The organism is Methylocaldum marinum (genome assembly GCF_003584645.1).
Lineage (GTDB): Bacteria > Pseudomonadota > Gammaproteobacteria > Methylococcales > Methylococcaceae > Methylocaldum > Methylocaldum marinum.
Genome location: NZ_AP017928.1, coordinates 2,294,650 through 2,311,255, shown reverse-complemented (window position 1 = coordinate 2,311,255; position 16,606 = coordinate 2,294,650). Strand labels below are relative to the sequence as shown.

At 54.8% G+C, this 16,606-nt stretch carries 16 protein-coding genes; 10 read left to right on the top strand and 6 right to left on the bottom strand.

Translation table 11 applies throughout. The annotated features are described in order from the left end of the window. Nucleotides 1-49: 49 nt before the first annotated feature. The 5 genes from sS8_RS09950 to sS8_RS28065 all read right to left on the bottom strand — a co-directional run bounded on the left by sS8_RS09950 (nt 50) and on the right by sS8_RS28065 (nt 4,132). The gene (locus sS8_RS09950; protein ID WP_119629513.1) at nt 50-1,297 is read right to left on the bottom strand and encodes an ISL3 family transposase; all 1,248 of its coding nucleotides are present in this window, start codon (nt 1,295-1,297) and stop codon (nt 50-52) included. Nucleotides 1,298-1,439: 142 nt separating this feature from the next. After that, complete coding sequence (locus tag sS8_RS09945; protein ID WP_119629512.1) at nt 1,440-2,528, bottom strand: IS5 family transposase; 1,089 nt, start codon at nt 2,526-2,528, stop codon at nt 1,440-1,442. Between the two features lie 718 nt (nt 2,529-3,246). Beyond that, entirely contained in the window at nt 3,247-3,660 is a 414-nt protein-coding gene (locus tag sS8_RS09940) for a transposase family protein (protein WP_119629511.1), read from the bottom strand. Further along, nucleotides 3,657-3,968, bottom strand: a complete 312-nt coding sequence (locus sS8_RS09935) for a helix-turn-helix domain-containing protein (protein WP_145986481.1) — start codon at nt 3,966-3,968, stop codon at nt 3,657-3,659. Before sS8_RS09935 ends, sS8_RS09940 begins: the two co-directional genes overlap by 4 nt. An 8-nt stretch (nt 3,969-3,976) precedes the next feature. Further along, complete coding sequence (locus sS8_RS28065; RefSeq protein ID WP_170161024.1) at nt 3,977-4,132, bottom strand: hypothetical protein; 156 nt, start codon at nt 4,130-4,132, stop codon at nt 3,977-3,979. Between the two features lie 164 nt (nt 4,133-4,296). On the opposite strand from sS8_RS28065, the gene prmB reads away from it, so the two are divergent. The 5 genes from prmB to sS8_RS09910 all read left to right on the top strand — a co-directional run bounded on the left by prmB (nt 4,297) and on the right by sS8_RS09910 (nt 9,002). Continuing rightward, nucleotides 4,297-5,232, top strand: coding sequence for a 50S ribosomal protein L3 N(5)-glutamine methyltransferase (gene prmB, locus sS8_RS09930; protein ID WP_119629509.1), 936 nt, complete (start codon nt 4,297-4,299; stop codon nt 5,230-5,232). A 217-nt stretch (nt 5,233-5,449) separates the two neighbouring features. Continuing rightward, nucleotides 5,450-6,061, top strand: coding sequence for an arylesterase (locus tag sS8_RS09925; protein WP_119632700.1), 612 nt, complete (start codon nt 5,450-5,452; stop codon nt 6,059-6,061). A gap of 42 nt (nt 6,062-6,103) precedes the next feature. Continuing rightward, nucleotides 6,104-7,204, top strand: a complete 1,101-nt coding sequence (gene aroC / locus sS8_RS09920) for a chorismate synthase (protein WP_119629508.1) — start codon at nt 6,104-6,106, stop codon at nt 7,202-7,204. Nucleotides 7,205-7,228: 24 nt separating this feature from the next. Then, nucleotides 7,229-8,389 carry an MFS transporter gene (locus tag sS8_RS09915; RefSeq protein WP_179952405.1) on the top strand — a complete coding sequence of 387 codons (1,161 nt, stop codon included), beginning with the start codon at nt 7,229-7,231 and terminating at the stop codon, nt 8,387-8,389. Nucleotides 8,390-8,462: 73 nt separating this feature from the next. After that, entirely contained in the window at nt 8,463-9,002 is a 540-nt protein-coding gene (locus tag sS8_RS09910; RefSeq protein ID WP_119629507.1) for a DUF2058 domain-containing protein, read from the top strand. A gap of 584 nt (nt 9,003-9,586) precedes the next feature. On the opposite strand, the gene sS8_RS29900 is transcribed toward sS8_RS09910, so the two are convergent. Further along, nucleotides 9,587-9,955 carry a TonB-dependent receptor plug domain-containing protein gene (locus sS8_RS29900; RefSeq protein ID WP_408631174.1) on the bottom strand — a complete coding sequence of 123 codons (369 nt, stop codon included), beginning with the start codon at nt 9,953-9,955 and terminating at the stop codon, nt 9,587-9,589. 749 nt (nt 9,956-10,704) lie between these two features. Here sS8_RS29900 and ftsH point away from each other — a divergent pair. The 5 genes from ftsH to hflX all read left to right on the top strand — a co-directional run bounded on the left by ftsH (nt 10,705) and on the right by hflX (nt 16,545). Beyond that, a complete protein-coding gene (ftsH, locus tag sS8_RS09900) occupies nt 10,705-12,621 on the top strand; it encodes an ATP-dependent zinc metalloprotease FtsH (protein WP_119629505.1) in 1,917 nt (638 codons plus the stop codon). A gap of 420 nt (nt 12,622-13,041) precedes the next feature. Next, on the top strand, nt 13,042-14,382 hold the full coding sequence (glmM, locus tag sS8_RS09895) for a phosphoglucosamine mutase (RefSeq protein ID WP_119629504.1): 1,341 nt from the start codon (nt 13,042-13,044) through the stop codon (nt 14,380-14,382). A gap of 46 nt (nt 14,383-14,428) precedes the next feature. Beyond that, nucleotides 14,429-14,833 (top strand): lactoylglutathione lyase, encoded by a 405-nt coding sequence (gloA, locus tag sS8_RS09890; protein WP_408631173.1) that lies wholly within the window; start codon nt 14,429-14,431, stop codon nt 14,831-14,833. Nucleotides 14,834-14,962: 129 nt separating this feature from the next. Next, complete coding sequence (gene hfq, locus sS8_RS09885; protein ID WP_077730579.1) at nt 14,963-15,208, top strand: RNA chaperone Hfq; 246 nt, start codon at nt 14,963-14,965, stop codon at nt 15,206-15,208. Nucleotides 15,209-15,270: 62 nt separating this feature from the next. Continuing rightward, the gene (hflX, locus tag sS8_RS09880; RefSeq protein WP_119629502.1) at nt 15,271-16,545 is read left to right on the top strand and encodes a ribosome rescue GTPase HflX; all 1,275 of its coding nucleotides are present in this window, start codon (nt 15,271-15,273) and stop codon (nt 16,543-16,545) included. Nucleotides 16,546-16,606: the final 61 nt, after the last annotated feature.

The following is a 16,606-nucleotide window of genomic DNA, read 5'->3' as shown; positions in this document are numbered from 1 at the left end:
GAGAAGGGAGTAAAAGGCTCTCTCGGATTTGCCGTGGTAAACCCTATATCTAGTAATCTGTAAACAGTACTCGCCGCCCCTGAATGTCGAGCCAAATATGCTGGAACAGTCGTCCTAGATTATAAATTCCATAACAGCGGCGCTTAATCACCTTGATCTTGTTGTTGAGTCCTTCCACAAAACCGCTGGTTTCGCGCCGAACAAAGTAGTTGATAATAGGGTCGCGCCAATGACCCCAAGTTGTGGCAAAAGCGGCAAAACAATTCAGACCTAATGCCGTGATGCGTTCCAGCCACTGCATTAAGGCCTGTTCCGCCTGGGCTTTGTTGATGCGGCTTTCAAAAATACCGGTCAGTACTTCACGTTGAATATAGACCTCTTTCAAGGTCGGTGCATGCTGAAAGAGGTGTAGCAAGACACCTTGCTGTTCCTCGCTTAAGGCTATCCAGGGTTTACGAAACGCCCACATCGCCCCTTTCAACTGCGCATAGTCATGCTCGGACAATGTCGTTTTCAAGCGCTTCATTTCGGCTTTGCGAGCTTTATCGGCGCAATCGCGGTCATGCTTGGCCACGTGAAAACGATCAACCACTATTGGCACGTTGGGTAGGGGTTCTTGAACCGCATTGCGGTAACCTTCATTCATGTCGATACAGACTTGGCGGACCTGCTCGCGTTGATCCGGTGGTAATGTCTCCAAAAAGGATTTGACCGTCTCGTTTTTCCTGTCCGGCAACACCGCCAGAATAAACTTCTCCCGCTTAACCGTAACACCCGAAATAATCACCACAAAGTCTTTATGCCCTTTCTTCAGCGCAATTTCGTCAATCCCAAGCAATTCCAAGTTTGGCACCGTTGACCAATCGACTTGCCGCTGAACATGGCGGTCGATGATGCCTTCGATGCACGCCACCGTGAGGTCGCGTTTCAAACTGACATCACTCAATGTACTGTTGACCAATTCCCGCAGAATCCAATGCTCGTAAGCCTTGGTATGGGGACTCTTCGGGTCATACCACTCACAACGCTGGGTCGTGGTCGGGCCTTTGTGGCAATGGGGGCATTGAAAACGTTTGGGCTTGATCCAAATCCAAACCGGCCGGTCAAAAATCGGCAGATGCCGCAAGGTAATCTCTTTATCGTAGCCGTGAAACTTATCAATCGTGCGCCCGCACCGACGACACACGGCAGTTTGGCTAGTGCTGACCACCGTAATCACCAAACCTTGAGGTGTTTGTTCGCAATGTTCTACCTGAACATTGGGCAGGTCTAACAGGCTGTTGAAATTCGCCGCCATGCCTTCGGCTTTACCCCTTATCGGCGGCTTAATTTTTAGTGCTGAAGGTCCTTTTAGCTCTGAAATCCCGGTTCTAGCCGGTTTTCATCCCCCCGCTTGGGGGTTCTTGCCGCCTTTCGGCGAATTTTGGGCAGACGCCCGCCTAGGCCGTCGACCATCGCCAGCCGAACAGCCCACCCAACCGGGTCAGGTTGTAGGCGGCGAACGTGAACACGGTCTGGGCCGCCACCTTCTTCAAACCCCGGAACCGGGTCTGGCGTAACCCGCCCACGGTCTTCGACCACCCGAAGATTTCTTCCACCCGCTTGCGCCTCTTCAGGCTGGTCCGGTAGCCGGGGTGTCGGGTGGTGCGGCCATCGATGGCGGAGCCTTTTTCCTTCCGGGCGACATGCGGCGTGACCCGCTGCTCCCGGAGAGCTTGCACGAACTCCGGCACGTCGTAAGCCTTGTCCGCCCCGACCGTCGCGCCGGGCTTCGTGACGGTGCGACCGATCATGATCTTGGCCGCGTCCCGTTCCGCCGTGCCGGTGGCGTGCGTCACCTCGACATCCACGACCAGGCCGGTCCGGTTTTCCATCAGGGCATGGCCCATGAAGCACAGTTGGGCTTTATCCCCTTCGCTTTTCTTGTAAAGGCGGGCCTCCGGATCCGTGGTCGAGGCGTGGGTTGCGTTGGCGCGCTTTTCGCCCTTGAAATCAACCGTGGGATTCCGGCCACCGGCCTCCGGCGGGGGAGAACTGCCATCCTTTTTCACAAAGCTCTTCATGGAGGCCCACGCCTGGATCAGCGTGCCGTCCACCGAGAAATGCTCGTCCGACAAAAGGTCCTGCCATTCCGCCAGCAACACGACCCGCTCGAAAAACAGCCGGGAAATCCGCTCGTTCAGCAACCGATCCCGGTTGGCGCTGAAGGTGGAGTGGTCCCAGACCTCGGCATCCAGGGGCAGCCCGACAAACCAGCGGTACAAAAGATTGAATTCGATCTGCTGGACCCACTGCCGCTCGGAGCGGACAGAGAACAAGACTTGGATGAGACTGGCGCGCAGCAGCCGCTCCGGCGGAATCGACTCCCGGCCGGTCCGGGCATAGAGGGCATCAAATTCCGAGTCCAGCGTGGTCAGCAGAATGTCGACCACGGCCCGGAGCTTCCGAAGGGGATGATCCTTGGGAATCCGGTCTTCCAAGGTTCGGTAGCTGAAGAGTTCTTGCTGGGTGATGTCGGCGCCGCGCATGAAAGAGTCCAAAGTATCTTGAAATGATATTATTTTGCCATGACAAACAATCGTTTATGCCTATTTTAGGCGCTCCATCCAACGAATTTATGCGGCTTCCGGGGCCGAGAAAATCAACAGCCTGCTAAGGGTATCTGTATCTGCGGTTGAGTCATTTGGGCTTAAAAGAAAATCATGGCTTCCAGCAAAATATCAAAGCCGCTGACATTTCGCTATCCATTCCTTGGCATACTGCATGTAGTGTTTACCACGGAAAATATGGGAGAGCCGATTAAAATTCCTCAATAGAAGGAAAACTGCCGAATATGGCCGTATGATGGATGAACTATAGAGCTATAGAGCTATAGAGCTATAGAGCTATAGAGCTATAGAGCTATAGAGCTATAGAGCGGAAACGCTGCATCTGGAGGGTGATTCTTGGAAAATTGACGAAGGATTATCTGAAAGACTGGTGGATGTGAAAAACGCAAAATAGGCGAGAGCTAAATTAAAATAAATCTGTAGGGTGGATTAGAGCGTGCAGGATGGGGATTTGGGGTATGGTTTGAGGTAGAGTCCTATTAACAATAAACATAAATTATAGTATGCGTTAACGAAAGAAGCGCATTTTGGGCTATCAACTTGAGGAAATCACTATGACAGACTGGAGCGGAAAATATACATACAATAGACGTTATTGGAAACTGGTTTTCATATACTTTTGGGACCGCGGCTGCCGTCAATAACTGTGATGGCGGCAGTGGCTTCTATAATTGTGCAGGCCGCAGGCAAGTTCCATGACGACATCGTCGAAGCCGTGCTTGGTATTCCTGAACACGTCCTTGACGATGCGGCAACGCTTGACCCCCGCGATGATGTGCTCGATGACTACGCGGATGCTCGAGATGAGCCGGTTGGCCTCCTTCTCCTCAGCCGAGAGCGTGCCGCCGCGTGGCTTCTTCTTGGGCTGGTAGATCGTGACCTCGGGCAGTTCGTGTCCTTGGAAGGCGCTGTCGCGGTAAAGCTCGGCCTCGTCGGGGAGGCGCATCCCTTCCTCGTCGCAAATTTTCTGGTCGTGCTTCTTGCCTTCATGCACGGCGCCGAGGTACTTGACTTGCCTGTCCTCCAGGCCGCCCACCAGGTTGTTTTTCACAGTGTGGCATTTTTTTTACCGCTGTAGTGGACACGCTGACCGAGCTTGTCGGCGGGGCGGTTAACGCGCCGTTCCGTACCGTCGATGCCAAGGTCCTGCGGCCGTTCCTTCGCCAGCCTGGACAGCATCTCCTCGGTGAGGCGGGCGGGCCTGTGACCACTAGCCGCAAGGGTCTTGCCAAGCACGGCGGCCAACTGGTGGATCAGGAAATGGGCTTGAGGCTGACTGAGGCCGAACAGATGCGCGATGACCTCCTGCAGGGGGTAAGTCTTCAGGTAGAACAGGATGAACAACAGCCGGTCGGCCATGGTCGCGATCACCGGGGGACGCCCGCCCTGGAGGCGTCTGTTCCGGTCGTTTCTTTCCAGGCGGCCGTAAAGTGGACCAATAGCTCGTCGAATTCGGAAGGCTTCAGGCTGGTCATAGCCATCAAGGTCTTGGGTTTCCCCTTGAGATCTTCGTAGCAAAGCATCGTTCAGGTTCAATCGGTGTTGTAGTCAGTGAGATACGATTATACCGGTTTCCGATAATGTCTAATATACATGCTCCGCCCGTCCCAAGGCCGGATTTTCTTTCGCTATTCACCGGATAAGCGCTGTTTTCGATTACAATAGCGGGCCTATCGGAAATTTCGCCATGTCGACATCATCCCATCCGTCCATAACCTTAACCACCATCCGCGATTACATCCGTTGGGCCACCAGCCGTTTCGTGCAAGCGGGGTTGTTTTTCGGTCACGGCACGGCTAGCGCGCTGGACGAAGCCGCCGCCTTGGTACTTCATACCTTGCATCTGCCTTACGATCTTCCCGGCGGCTATTTCGCGGCGACCTTGACGATGGACGAACGGGAACGTGTGCTCGTGCTGATCGAGCGCCGCATTGCCGAGCGCAAGCCTCTGGCGTATCTCATCCACGAGGCTTCCTTCGCCGGCTTGCCCTTCTACGTGGACGAAAGGGTCTTGGTGCCGCGGTCGCCCATCGCCGAACTGATCGAAAACCAATTCGTTCCGTGGGTCGAACCGGGTCGGGTCCACGACCTACTCGATCTCTGCACAGGCAGTGGCTGTATCGCCATCGCTTGTGCTTACGTTTTTCCGGAGGCGCGGGTCGACGCCGTCGATATCTCCTTGGATGCACTGGAAGTCGCGCGTATCAATATAAAGAAGCATCACCTGGAAGACCGGGTGTGCGCCGTACAGTCGGACGTTTATTCCGGGCTGGCCGACCGGCGTTACGACCTGATCGTCAGCAATCCCCCTTATGTTAACCTCGACGAGTGGCGCGGCTTGGCGCCGGAATATCACGCCGAACCGAGGCTGGGCCTGGAAGCGGGCGATGACGGGCTTGATTGCGTGCGCCGCATTCTCCGCGACGCCCAGCGTCATCTTAAGCCGGATGGCGTGCTCGTCGTTGAAGTCGGCAGCAGCGCCGAAGCACTGGAAGCGGCCTACCCCGAAGTCCCGTTCTACTGGCTGGATTTCGAGCGCGGCGGCGACGGCGTGTTCCTGCTGACCGCCGAGCAGGTCGACCGGCATAACGAGCTTTTTCAGGGGGGGGGAAGGACGTTCTGACAGGTCCACAGGCGTCGGCACAGTATTGCAATCCCTCATGGAACCTCTGCCCACCGTCAATCCGGGGCGTGACTATTCTTTTGGTGGGTGGTGAATACACGAATCGCATCCGTCGCTCACGATGCGGTTCCTTTTCGCCGCCACATCGGATGGGTAGTCGCGACGATTCGACGCGATCGACCCGTTGCCAATGAACAAGATCAAGCAGAGGGAAACAATGAGAGTTCAGTTAAAATTCGCCGGCATGTCTGTTCTGCTGTTATTTCTGGTGGCATGCAGTTCCGGCGTCAAACTGCCGAAGCTCCCGACGGAGGCGAAAGTGCTGGCCTTCGGCGACAGCCTGACTTTCGGAACCGGCACCGACTCGGCGCAGAGTTATCCTTCGGTACTGCAGGGCATGATCGGACGGGAAGTCATCAATGCCGGCGTGCCGGGCGAAACCAGTGCGGAAGGTCTGGAGCGCCTGCCGGCACTGCTGGACGAGCATCAGCCCACGTTGTTGATTCTGTGCCACGGCGGCAACGATTTTCTGCGCAACTTGGGCGAGCAGCAGGCGGCCGACAACGTCCGGGCCATGGTCAAATTGGCCAGGGACCGCGGTATCAGCGTGGTTTTGATCGCCGTGCCCAAGTTCGGGCTGATGTTCTCGCCGCCCGATTTTTATGCAAAGATCGCCGAGGAGTTCTCGATTCCCTTCGAAACCGGGACACTGAGCAAAATCATCCGCGACAATTCGCTCAAATCCGACGAAGTTCACCCCAATGGTCCCGGATATCGAATGCTGGCCGAGGCGGTGGCGGAGCAGCTCAAAGTGGCGGGGGCGATTTGAAACTCTTGGCTCCTTCGTTTAAGAACCTTTGAAATCTTTACCATGTCCGGAAACACCATCGGAAAATTGTTTACCGTTACCTCTTTCGGCGAGAGCCACGGTCCCGCGATCGGCTGCATCGTGGACGGCTGCCCGCCGGGCCTGGAGCTTTCCGAGGCCGACATCCAGGGGGAATTGGAACGGCGGCGCCCCGGCAAATCCCGGCATACCACGCAACGCCGCGAGCCGGACGAGGTGAGAATTCTGTCCGGGGTGTTCGAAGGCCGTACCACGGGCACCCCGATCGGTCTTCTGATCGAAAACGTGGATCAGCGTTCCAAGGATTACTCCACGATTGCCGACCGTTTCCGGCCGGGGCATGCCGATTACGCCTATCACATGAAATACGGCTTCCGCGATTACCGCGGCGGCGGGCGCTCGTCCGCCCGCGAAACCGCCATGCGGGTGGCTGCGGGCGCCATCGCCAAGAAATATCTGAAAGAACGGATCGGCGTGACGATCCGCGCTTATCTGGCCCAGCTCGGCCCGATCAGGATCGACCGGGTGGTTTGGGCGGAGGTGGACAACAACCCGTTTTTCTGCCCGGACCCCGACAGGGTCGCGGAACTGGAAGCCTATATGGACGCCCTGCGCAAAGAAGGGGAGTCCATCGGCGCACGCATCAACGTCGTCGCGACTGGCGTGCCGCCCGGGTGGGGCGAGCCGATTTTCGATCGCCTCGACGCCGAGTTGGCCTATGCCTTGATGAGCATCAACGCCGTCAAAGGGGTGGAGATCGGCGGCGGTTTCGCCTGCGTCGAGGCGAAAGGCACCGAGTTCCGCGACGAGATGAGCCCGCAAGGTTTCCTGAGTAATCATGCGGGCGGCATATTGGGCGGTATTTCCTCGGGACAGGATATCGTTGCCGGCATCGCGCTGAAGCCGACTTCCAGCCTGCGCCTGCCGGGTCGCTCGGTGAATCTCAGGGGCGAAGCGGTGGAAGTGATCACCACGGGTCGCCATGATCCCTGTGTCGGCATCCGCGCTACACCCATTGCGGAAGCAATGACGGCCTTGGTGTTGATGGATCATTACCTGCGCCATCGGGCTCAAAATCCGGACGTGAAGAAAGAGTTGACGCCAGTTCCGTCCAAGGCGCCATAGCCACGAACGACTTGTCCGCCATTTATGTCCGCGGCGCGTAAAGTGCCTTACGGCCGGTTGTCCGGCTTTTACTTCTTCTATTTTTCGGCGCTGGGCGCCTTTCTGCCATACTGGGCGCTCTATCTTCGTCATACGGGGTTTTCGGCGCCGGAAATTGGTCAGTTGATCGCTATCACCGCGGCGACGAGAGTTGTTGCGCCGAACCTGTGGGGGTGGCTTGCGGATCGAACGGGACGGACCTTATCCGTCGTCCGGCTCGCGGGATTCTTTACCTTGCTCGCTTTCAGCCTGGTTTTCGGGGTGGATGGATTCACAGGGTTTGCACTCGTCATGCTGGTATTCAGTTTTTTCTGGAATGCCATGCTGCCGCTTTTCGAAACGATTACGCTCCATCACTTGCGCCATGACACGCATCGCTACAGTTGGGTGCGGGTATGGGGCTCGATTGGTTTTATCGCGGCGGTGGTGACGATCGGCGAAGCTCTGGACGGGGTACTGGCCATCGAATTTTTGCCGCAGTTGATCCTGCTGCTGTTCGGTGGATTGTGGTTGATCAGCCTGACCGTCCCAAGGGAGCCGGGAGAAGTTCATGGACCAAATTCAGCTTCTCTGTCGAACATTCTGCGGCGCGGCGATGTCATCGCATTTTTCCTTGCGTGCACATTGCAACAGGTTGCCCACGGTCCTTATTACGTTTTTTTCTCGGTCTACCTCCGAGATCACGGCTTCAGTAGCGGCGAGACCGGCCAGTTATGGGCGCTCGGCGTGCTGGCGGAAATAGTTCTGTTCGCATTTCTGCACCGTCTATTGGCGCGCTACAGCTTGCGACGGATTTTCCTGGCAAGCCTGGTCCTCAGTGTGGTGCGTTGGCTGTTGATAGCCTGGGGCATAGATAATTTCGCGGCAATAGTGGCGGCGCAGCTTCTCCACGCGGCGAGCTTTGGCTCGGCTCACGTGGCCGCAATTCATTTGGTGCATCAATATTTCCGAGGGCCTCACCATGGCAAGGGGCAAGCGTTTTACAGCGCCTTGAGTTTCGGTCTGGGCGGTGCCTTGGGCAGCCTTTATAGCGGTCATTTGTGGACGGCATGGGGAGCTCAATGGGTTTACACGGCGGCAGCCGGTTCAAGCCTGGCGGCTTTGTTGCTCGCCTGGACTTCCGTGGGAAAGCGGGCCGCAAATTGACCGATTCGCGGTTGAGGCTGTATTTGGTCTAAAGGCATGACATTTGAATCTGAGATGAAACAGGAGTCAGGGTATGAGTAACTCCCTAAGAGATCAACTTCTGAAAGCAGGTCTGGTCAACGAAAAACAGGTCAAACAGGCCAGCAAGGACGTGCGGAAAAAGGAAAAGCATAATCGCCACGGCAACTCTGCCGGGAAAGACGAGAATATGCGCGCCGCGGAGAAGGCTAGGGCGGCAAAAGTCGAACACGACCGCCAGCTTAATCAGGAGAGGGCAAAGGAGGCGGAGAGAAAAGCGCTTGCAGCACAAATCAAACAATTGATCGAGATGAATCGCGTTGCACCGGGGGACGACGAGATCGCGTACCGCTTCGCCCACGATAATAAGGTCAAGACCGTCTATGTATCCAGAGCGGTGCATCAAAGCTTGGTCGCCGGCCGGCTTGCAATAGCCAGTCTGGAGTCCCGGTATGAAATCGTCCCGTTGTCGGTGGCCGAGAAAATCATGCAGCGCGATACAAGCCGGATCGTCCTGCTCAATCAGCCCGATCGAGCGGAGGATCTCGATGATGAGTATGCCGAATACAAAGTGCCGGACGATCTGATGTGGTAGGTAGGCGCCATTCGGTCCGTCTCCCTCGGTAAATGGCCGTGAAAATGTTCTTGTGGCCGAACACGGCATGGTCATCGGTCTGACGGATGTTCATCCCGTAATCGTTGGAATCCCGGCCCAGGACCTGGAAAAACGGGTGATATAGGTCAATGTATGACCAGATGCTGCCGAGATCCCTCTGCGCCTTGTCGTTCCACCGACAGGTCGTGGTAATGCCGAGTCGCAACAGCGGGAAATCACGCTTCGGCCGGCCTCTCAGGCTACTCGAATTGGCTAGACTCGGGTCTTGTTCCGGTTGCGCTTTGGTCAAACTTCCCGCCAAGTTGGATTGGCTCTTTACACGAGTAATGTAGAATCGGGTTTCGAACTTCTCGTTGAAGCGAAAACCCAAATTTGTGACGATGCAATCGTTCTCCTGCTGGCTCCAATCGCGAAAATCTTTGGTGGAAAGGAATGCCCCGAGATATAGTAATCGGCATGGCCGAAGGGCTGTCCGGAGCTTACCCGGGCGCGATCGGTATCGAAACTGCCGGGTGTGAAGCGCAGCTGTAGAGGCGATGAGGTATATTTATGCGGCTCACGAATTAGATTGCTCCGCAAAACGTGGTGGCACCGCGATAAATCTCGACGAATTCGGCGGACAGAGGCTCTACCGCCTGCCTATCGAAGCCTCTGTGGGCGAAGTTCAGCGGAACCCCGTCCTGAAGGAGCTTGATCCCGCGGGGGTGAAACGTGCGTAGAATGCCGGAACCGCGGATGGAGATGAGCGACTCTTTTGCACCGAAGCGGTTTGTATGTGCACGCCCGGAGAATCGTCGAGGATATTCTTGAGTTGGAGGTGCGACCTTTTTTGACAGCTTTCCGCGTCGATGATTTCGACGCCGCCGGGAATCCGGCCAATCTGTCTCTCGAGCGGTTTCGAGATTGGGGACTGTCAGGGGCTGTTGGGGCATGTCGGCTTCGACGGTCACGGTCACGGCCGGTAGCCGAAGGGGATTCGGCCTATGTGTTTTCCCCGATTGCGGCTCCGCTGTACATGAGCATGACAGCAGTACTTCCTATATAGTGTTACTCATATTTGTTCGGACTTGTTGTTTTTGGTTTCGGCTCGGCCGCTAGGTCCGAGGCACTAATCGAGGCAGGCCAATTTTCGCCCGAGGACTGCGTTCTAAGCGGGGAAAGTGTCATCGGGCCTGTGCGGAATGCCGTATCCATTCGTGGTGTAGTGAGTTACATACCTTATTTTGCGGTTCGTGGCAGAAGCTTTCTGAATTTGCTCGGCTTTGCTGATTTCTTGTTCAGGACGAACTTTTTGCCGGCAGGCGGAGGTGAGCGCGGGGATTATTTACGGAGATCCGGAAAGCATTCTATGCAATATCCGCTCAGGCATTTGCCGCATGCTGTTTGTCCATTCCACGTGATGCTGCGTTTCAGAATCGAACCTGAGTGCGCGGATTATCTCGAGAAGCTTTGATGACTGCGGGATCGTGAACGATTTCCAACGGGGATTTGAAAAATGAACCTTCCTGGAACCCCTCAGTCGAAGAGTCCAAGGGAGACAGATGTAGGCTTTGTAGGCTTCTGCGATTGATCTTGCCCGGTTCATTGAAGCATTTACACCGGGCGATATCCTGATAGTATTTGTAAACTATTTCAAAAAATGGTCGGATTTATCCGACGAGGAAGTTAGACCGTGAATGACATGTTGAAGAACATAATCTTATGGGTGGTCATCGCCGTCGTCTTGATGTCGGTTTTCAACAATTTTGGCTCCCGAAAATCGGTCGATTCGACCATGTCGTATTCCCAGTTCATCTCGGCAGTGAAGGAAGGCCAGGTCAAGCAGGTTACGATTGACGGCCAAATGATCCGGGGTATGCTCGGAACGGGCGAGAAATTTACCACCTACAGTCCCGGCGACGATCACTTGGTTGACGATCTCCTCAATAACCACGTCGAGATCAAGGCGCAACCGCCGGAATCCCAATCATTGCTGATGCAAATCTTCATTTCGTGGTTCCCGATGCTGTTGCTGATTGCGGTATGGATTTTCTTCATGCGGCAGATGCAGGGTGGGACCGGCGGAAGAGGAGCCATGTCTTTCGGTAAAAGTCGAGCCAGGCTGATCGAAGAGGACCAGGTCAAAGTGACCTTTGCGGATGTGGCCGGTGTAGAAGAGGCCAAGGAGGACGTTCAGGAAATGGTCGACTTCCTCAAAGATCCGAGCAAGTTTCAGAAACTGGGCGGCAAGATTCCGCGCGGGGCCTTGATGGTGGGGCCGCCGGGTACCGGTAAGACCCTGCTGGCCAGGGCGATTGCCGGCGAGGCTAGAGTTCCGTTCTTTTCCATCTCGGGCTCGGATTTCGTCGAAATGTTCGTGGGCGTGGGTGCATCCCGTGTACGCGACATGTTCGAGACTGCGAAGAAGAATGCGCCGTGTATCATTTTCATCGATGAGATCGATGCCGTGGGCAGGCATCGTGGTGCCGGCCTGGGGGGTGGTCACGACGAGCGCGAGCAGACGCTTAACCAATTGCTTGTCGAAATGGACGGCTTTGAAGGCAACGAAGGTATTATCGTCATTGCGGCAACCAACCGTCCCGATGTCTTGGATCCTGCGCTCCTGCGTCCCGGGCGCTTCGACCGCCAGGTCGTCGTAGGACTTCCCGACGTTCGCGGTCGCGCGCAGATCCTGAAAGTCCACATGAAGCGAGTACCCATTGCCGATAACGTGGAGGTGGAATATCTGGCCCGTGGTACCCCCGGTTTCTCGGGAGCCGATTTGGCCAACCTGGTTAACGAGGCAGCTTTGTTCGCCGCTCGCAAGAACAAGCGCAGTGTCGACATGGAGGATTTCGAAAAGGCCAAGGACAAGATCCTCATGGGCGTGGAGCGCAAGTCCATGGTTATGAGCGACGAAGAGAAGCAGCTTACCGCTTATCATGAAGCGGGCCATGCCATTGTGGGGCGCCTCGTTCCCGAACATGACCCGGTGTACAAAGTGAGCATCATGCCGCGTGGCCGCGCGCTCGGAATCACAATGTTCCTGCCGGAACGTGATCAGTACAGCGCCAGCAAGCAGAAGCTGGAAAGCCAGATTTCGAGTTTGTTCGGCGGGCGTATCGCGGAGGAAATCATCTTCGGCAGGGAGAAGGTGACGACCGGAGCTCAGAACGATATCGAGCGGGCTACCAACCTGGCGCGTAATATGGTGACCCGATGGGGTCTGTCCGAGCGCCTGGGGCCGCTGGCGTACAGCGAGGAAGAAGGGGAAGTTTTCTTGGGGCGCTCGGTCACCAAGCACAAAATGGTGTCCGAGGAGACGGCGCATTTGATTGACGAAGAAATTCGCTCGGTGATCGATCGCAACTACGAGCGTTCGGAGCATCTGTTGAGAGAAAACATGGAAAAGTTGCATCTTATGGCGGAAGCTTTGATCAAGTACGAGACTATCGATCGGTTCCAGATCGATGACATCATGGAAGGCAAGGTTCCGCGTCCGCCGCAAAGCTGGGGCGAGGCGCCTCCGAGCGGTGGCTCCGCCGCAGGCTTGGGTTCAAAAGAGACCACCAAAGCAAAAGGAACTACCGGTATCGGCAAGGCCGCAGAACAGCACTGATCTCGTTTGTCAGGTCTAAACAAGGCCCCCGGCACCTTATGGTGCGGGGGGTTTTGTTTTTATGTGGATCGCATACACTAGCTGACTAGCTTGTTTGATCGATTGTTGGATCTTGTCTTTGAGAGGCTTTGGGCCGGCAGTTGGTCGTCGTGGCGGAGGGTAAACACGGCAAGGCGACTGCGTATAATGTTCATGCTTCTTGAAAGCAGGCGGTATGAGTGCCTTGGAAATTGGAATGTCATTTTTGGTAAGTGGAAATCATTGTTTGTTATTGATTTGTCAAGATAAAGGTGGAAATTAATTCAGATAATGATGCTGATTAGGCTGTCGGAACAATTGTGTGTCCGAAAAATCTCGAAGTATCGGCTGCAGTTTGTAGCCTAGAATCAAGATAATCGAATCTCTAATGAAGGACGGCGAATGAAAAAAACATACTTTGGTACAGACGGAATTCGCGGCAAGGTAGGAGAATTTCCTATTACGCCGGACTTTGTGCTGAAGTTGGGTTGGGCGGCGGGGCGCGTCTTTTCGCTGGACCGTCACACTTCTCATGTTCTTATTGGAAAGGACACCAGAATTTCCGGCTACATGTTCGAATCCGCTCTAGAGGCGGGTTTGGCGGCTGCCGGGATTAATACACAGTTGCTCGGCCCTATGCCCACCCCAGCGATCGCTTACCTTACGCGAACTTTTCGTGCGCAGGCCGGCATAGTCATTAGTGCATCGCATAATCCGCACTACGATAACGGAATCAAGTTTTTCGGACCCGATGGAATGAAGCTTCCGGACGAAGTCGAGTTACAGATCGAGGAGCAGATGGGCAAGCCTATGACAACCGTAGAGTCCTCCAGGATTGGAAAAGCATCCCGTATCGCCGATGCGGTCGGACGGTACATTGAATTCTGCAAAAGCACCATTCCTTCCCGTTTGGAGTTTTCTGGATTCAAAATCGTCGTCGACTGCGCTCACGGCTCTACCTATCATATCGCGCCCCACGTTTTCGAGGAGGTTGGCGCAACCGTCGTGGCAATCGGGGTCAAGCCCGACGGACTGAATATAAACGATGATGTCGGCGCCACTAAGCCTGAACGACTCAGCCGCGCGGTATTGGAGGAGCAGGCGGATTTCGGGATTGCTTTGGATGGAGATGGCGATCGCCTCATCATGGTGGATCACAAAGGGGAGATCGTCGACGGAGACGAACTCGTTTACATCATCGCGAGGTCGCGCTTGGAAAGCGGTGGGTTACGAGGGCCCATCGTTGGTACCCTGATGAGTAATTTGGGATTGGAGCATGCGCTGGAGTCGTTGGGACTGGAGTTTAAACGCGCGGCTGTCGGAGACCGTTACGTAATGGAAATGATGCTTCAACATGACAGCGTGCTCGGTGGAGAGAGTTCTGGGCATATCATATGCCGTGACAGAATCACGACAGGAGACGGTATCGTTTCCGCGCTACAGGTCATGGCAGCGATGCTTGGCGCGGGCAAGTCGCTGAACGAGTTGAAGAGCGACATGGCCAAATACCCCCAGTGTCTGGTGAACGTGAAGGTACGGAAAAAAGTCAATTTGGATGAGATCGAGCCGATTCAGAAGTTGAAGAATGAAGTTCAGCGTGAACTGGGCGGCAAGGGACGCGTTCTCCTAAGGCCTTCGGGAACCGAGCCGTTGATCAGGATTATGGTTGAGGGTCAGGATGCCCATGTCGTGCGTGCTACTGCAGATCGCCTGGCGAGTGCCGTTTCTTCGTTCTTAACCTAGAGGTGGCTTTGGTAGGAACTGTTGGATTCGTGACGATTTGCATGAAATGAGTCGAGGTAATCAATCGATGCGTATCTTGCACACAATGATTCGGGTTGGGAACTTAGATCGATCGGTTCGTTTTTACACTGAAATTCTCGGGATGAAACTATTGAGAAGGGAGGATTTTCATGATGGAAAATTCACCCTCGCTTTTGTTGGGTACGGTGACGAAAGCCAAAACTCGGTGATCGAACTGACCCACAACTGGGATGTCCAGAGCTATGACTTGGGAGACGCCTTTGGCCATATCGCGATTGAAGTCGATGATGTCTACCGCGCCGTCGAACAGATAAGACAGGCCGGAGGCGAGATATTGCGTGAAGCCGGCCCTATGAAGTTCGGTCATACGGTCATTGCTTTCGTGAGTGATCCCGACGGCTACAAGATCGAATTGATCGGAAAAGAATGACCGGCTACTCCCATTCGGTTTTATACACATTGATCGCGGGTGAGGTCAGGCATTGCGCCTGGCGAAAAAATTAGAGATTTGTTTTAATACCGACTGAGCGTCGGTCTTATAACAATAAGGAGAAAGAGGATGTCAAAAGGGCAAAATTTACAAGATCCGTTTCTAAATGCGCTAAGAAAAGAACATGTTCCGGTTTCTATCTATCTCGTGAACGGAATAAAGTTGCAAGGTAAAGTCGATTCCTTTGATCAATACGTGATCATACTCAAAAACACTGTAAGCCAGATGGTTTACAAGCATGCCATTTCTACGATTGTCCCGGCGCGTCAAGTCCGGCTGCCGCATGCGGCGGAAGGGTTGGAAGACGAGGGTTAATCAACTGCTTCGCTCAGACCGAGATATGGTTATTCCGAAGTCGAACGGGGAGAAAGGTTTAGTTGTTTGAGAGGCCGAAGTCCGGTGAACGTACCGTGCTTGTCCACCTGGCGTCTCAGAATGAGACCGAAAGTCTTGCAGAACTTCAGGAACTTGCTTTATCGGCAGGGGCGAAGCCTGTAGCTACCGTTACGGGCAAGAGACAGGCGCCTGATCCTCGCTGCTACATCGGAAAAGGAAAGCTCGACGAGTTGGCCGGCATTGTCCGGAATAACGAAGCAGAGCTGGTTCTTTTTAATCATCCTTTAACGCCTAGCCAGGAGCGGAATTTAGAGAAGGAGCTCTCGGTGCGGGTCATCGATCGTATCGGTCTGATTCTCGACATTTTCGCCCAGCGAGCTCAGTCCTTCGAAGGGAAGTTGCAGGTCGAGCTGGCTCAGTTGCGGTATTTGTCTACCCGCTTGGTGCGTGGATGGACTCACCTGGAACGTCAGAAAGGCGGAATTGGTCTCCGTGGTCCCGGTGAGACGCAGCTTGAGACGGATAAGCGTTTAATCGCCGATAGAATACGTCAGATTCAAAAACGTCTGGAAAAAGTCGAGCGGCAGCGTAATCAGGGGCGTTCCGCCCGGCGTCGGGCGGAGTTACCGGTTGTAAGTTTGGTGGGATATACGAATGCCGGCAAGTCGACGCTTTTCAACGCGTTGACGGGCGCGGGCGTTTATGCCGCCAATCAGCTATTTGCAACACTCGATCCAACCTTGCGACGTCTGCCGATAAGCTCGAATTTAACAGTGATTCTCGCCGATACCGTCGGATTCATCAGGCAACTGCCACACGAATTAGTCGCTGCATTTCGATCTACCTTGAAGGAAGCGGCGGACGCGGACTTATTATTGCACGTCATCGATGCAAGCGATGAGCGGTCAGACGAGACCATAGCCGAAGTCAATCGGGTGTTGGGCGAAATCGGGGCGGCCGAGGTAAGGCAAATTCAGGTCTATAACAAGATTGATCGAGTGGTTGATCTTGAGCCGCAGATTGAGCGAAATGCGAGCGGCGAGGTCACCAAGATCTGGCTGTCCGCTAAGACCGGTGCGGGACTGCTTTTACTTGAGCAGGCGTTGGAAGGAGTGTTTCGACGCGAAGTGATCCACCGGAGGGTGCATTTGGGCCCGACAAGCGCCGGATTGAGGGCGCGACTGTACAGTACGGCACGGGTATTGAAGGAAGAATCGGATGGGGCCGGCGGGTGGGATCTGGAAGTCGAGCTCCTCAAGAGGAATGTGAAGTTGCTGCAGGATCTGGATGAATCTCAGGTTTCGATGAATGGGTAGCGATCTCCGGCTTGGACTTGCAATGTTGAAAATTTAGTGCCCTACTGGCGTGAGCCCGTGG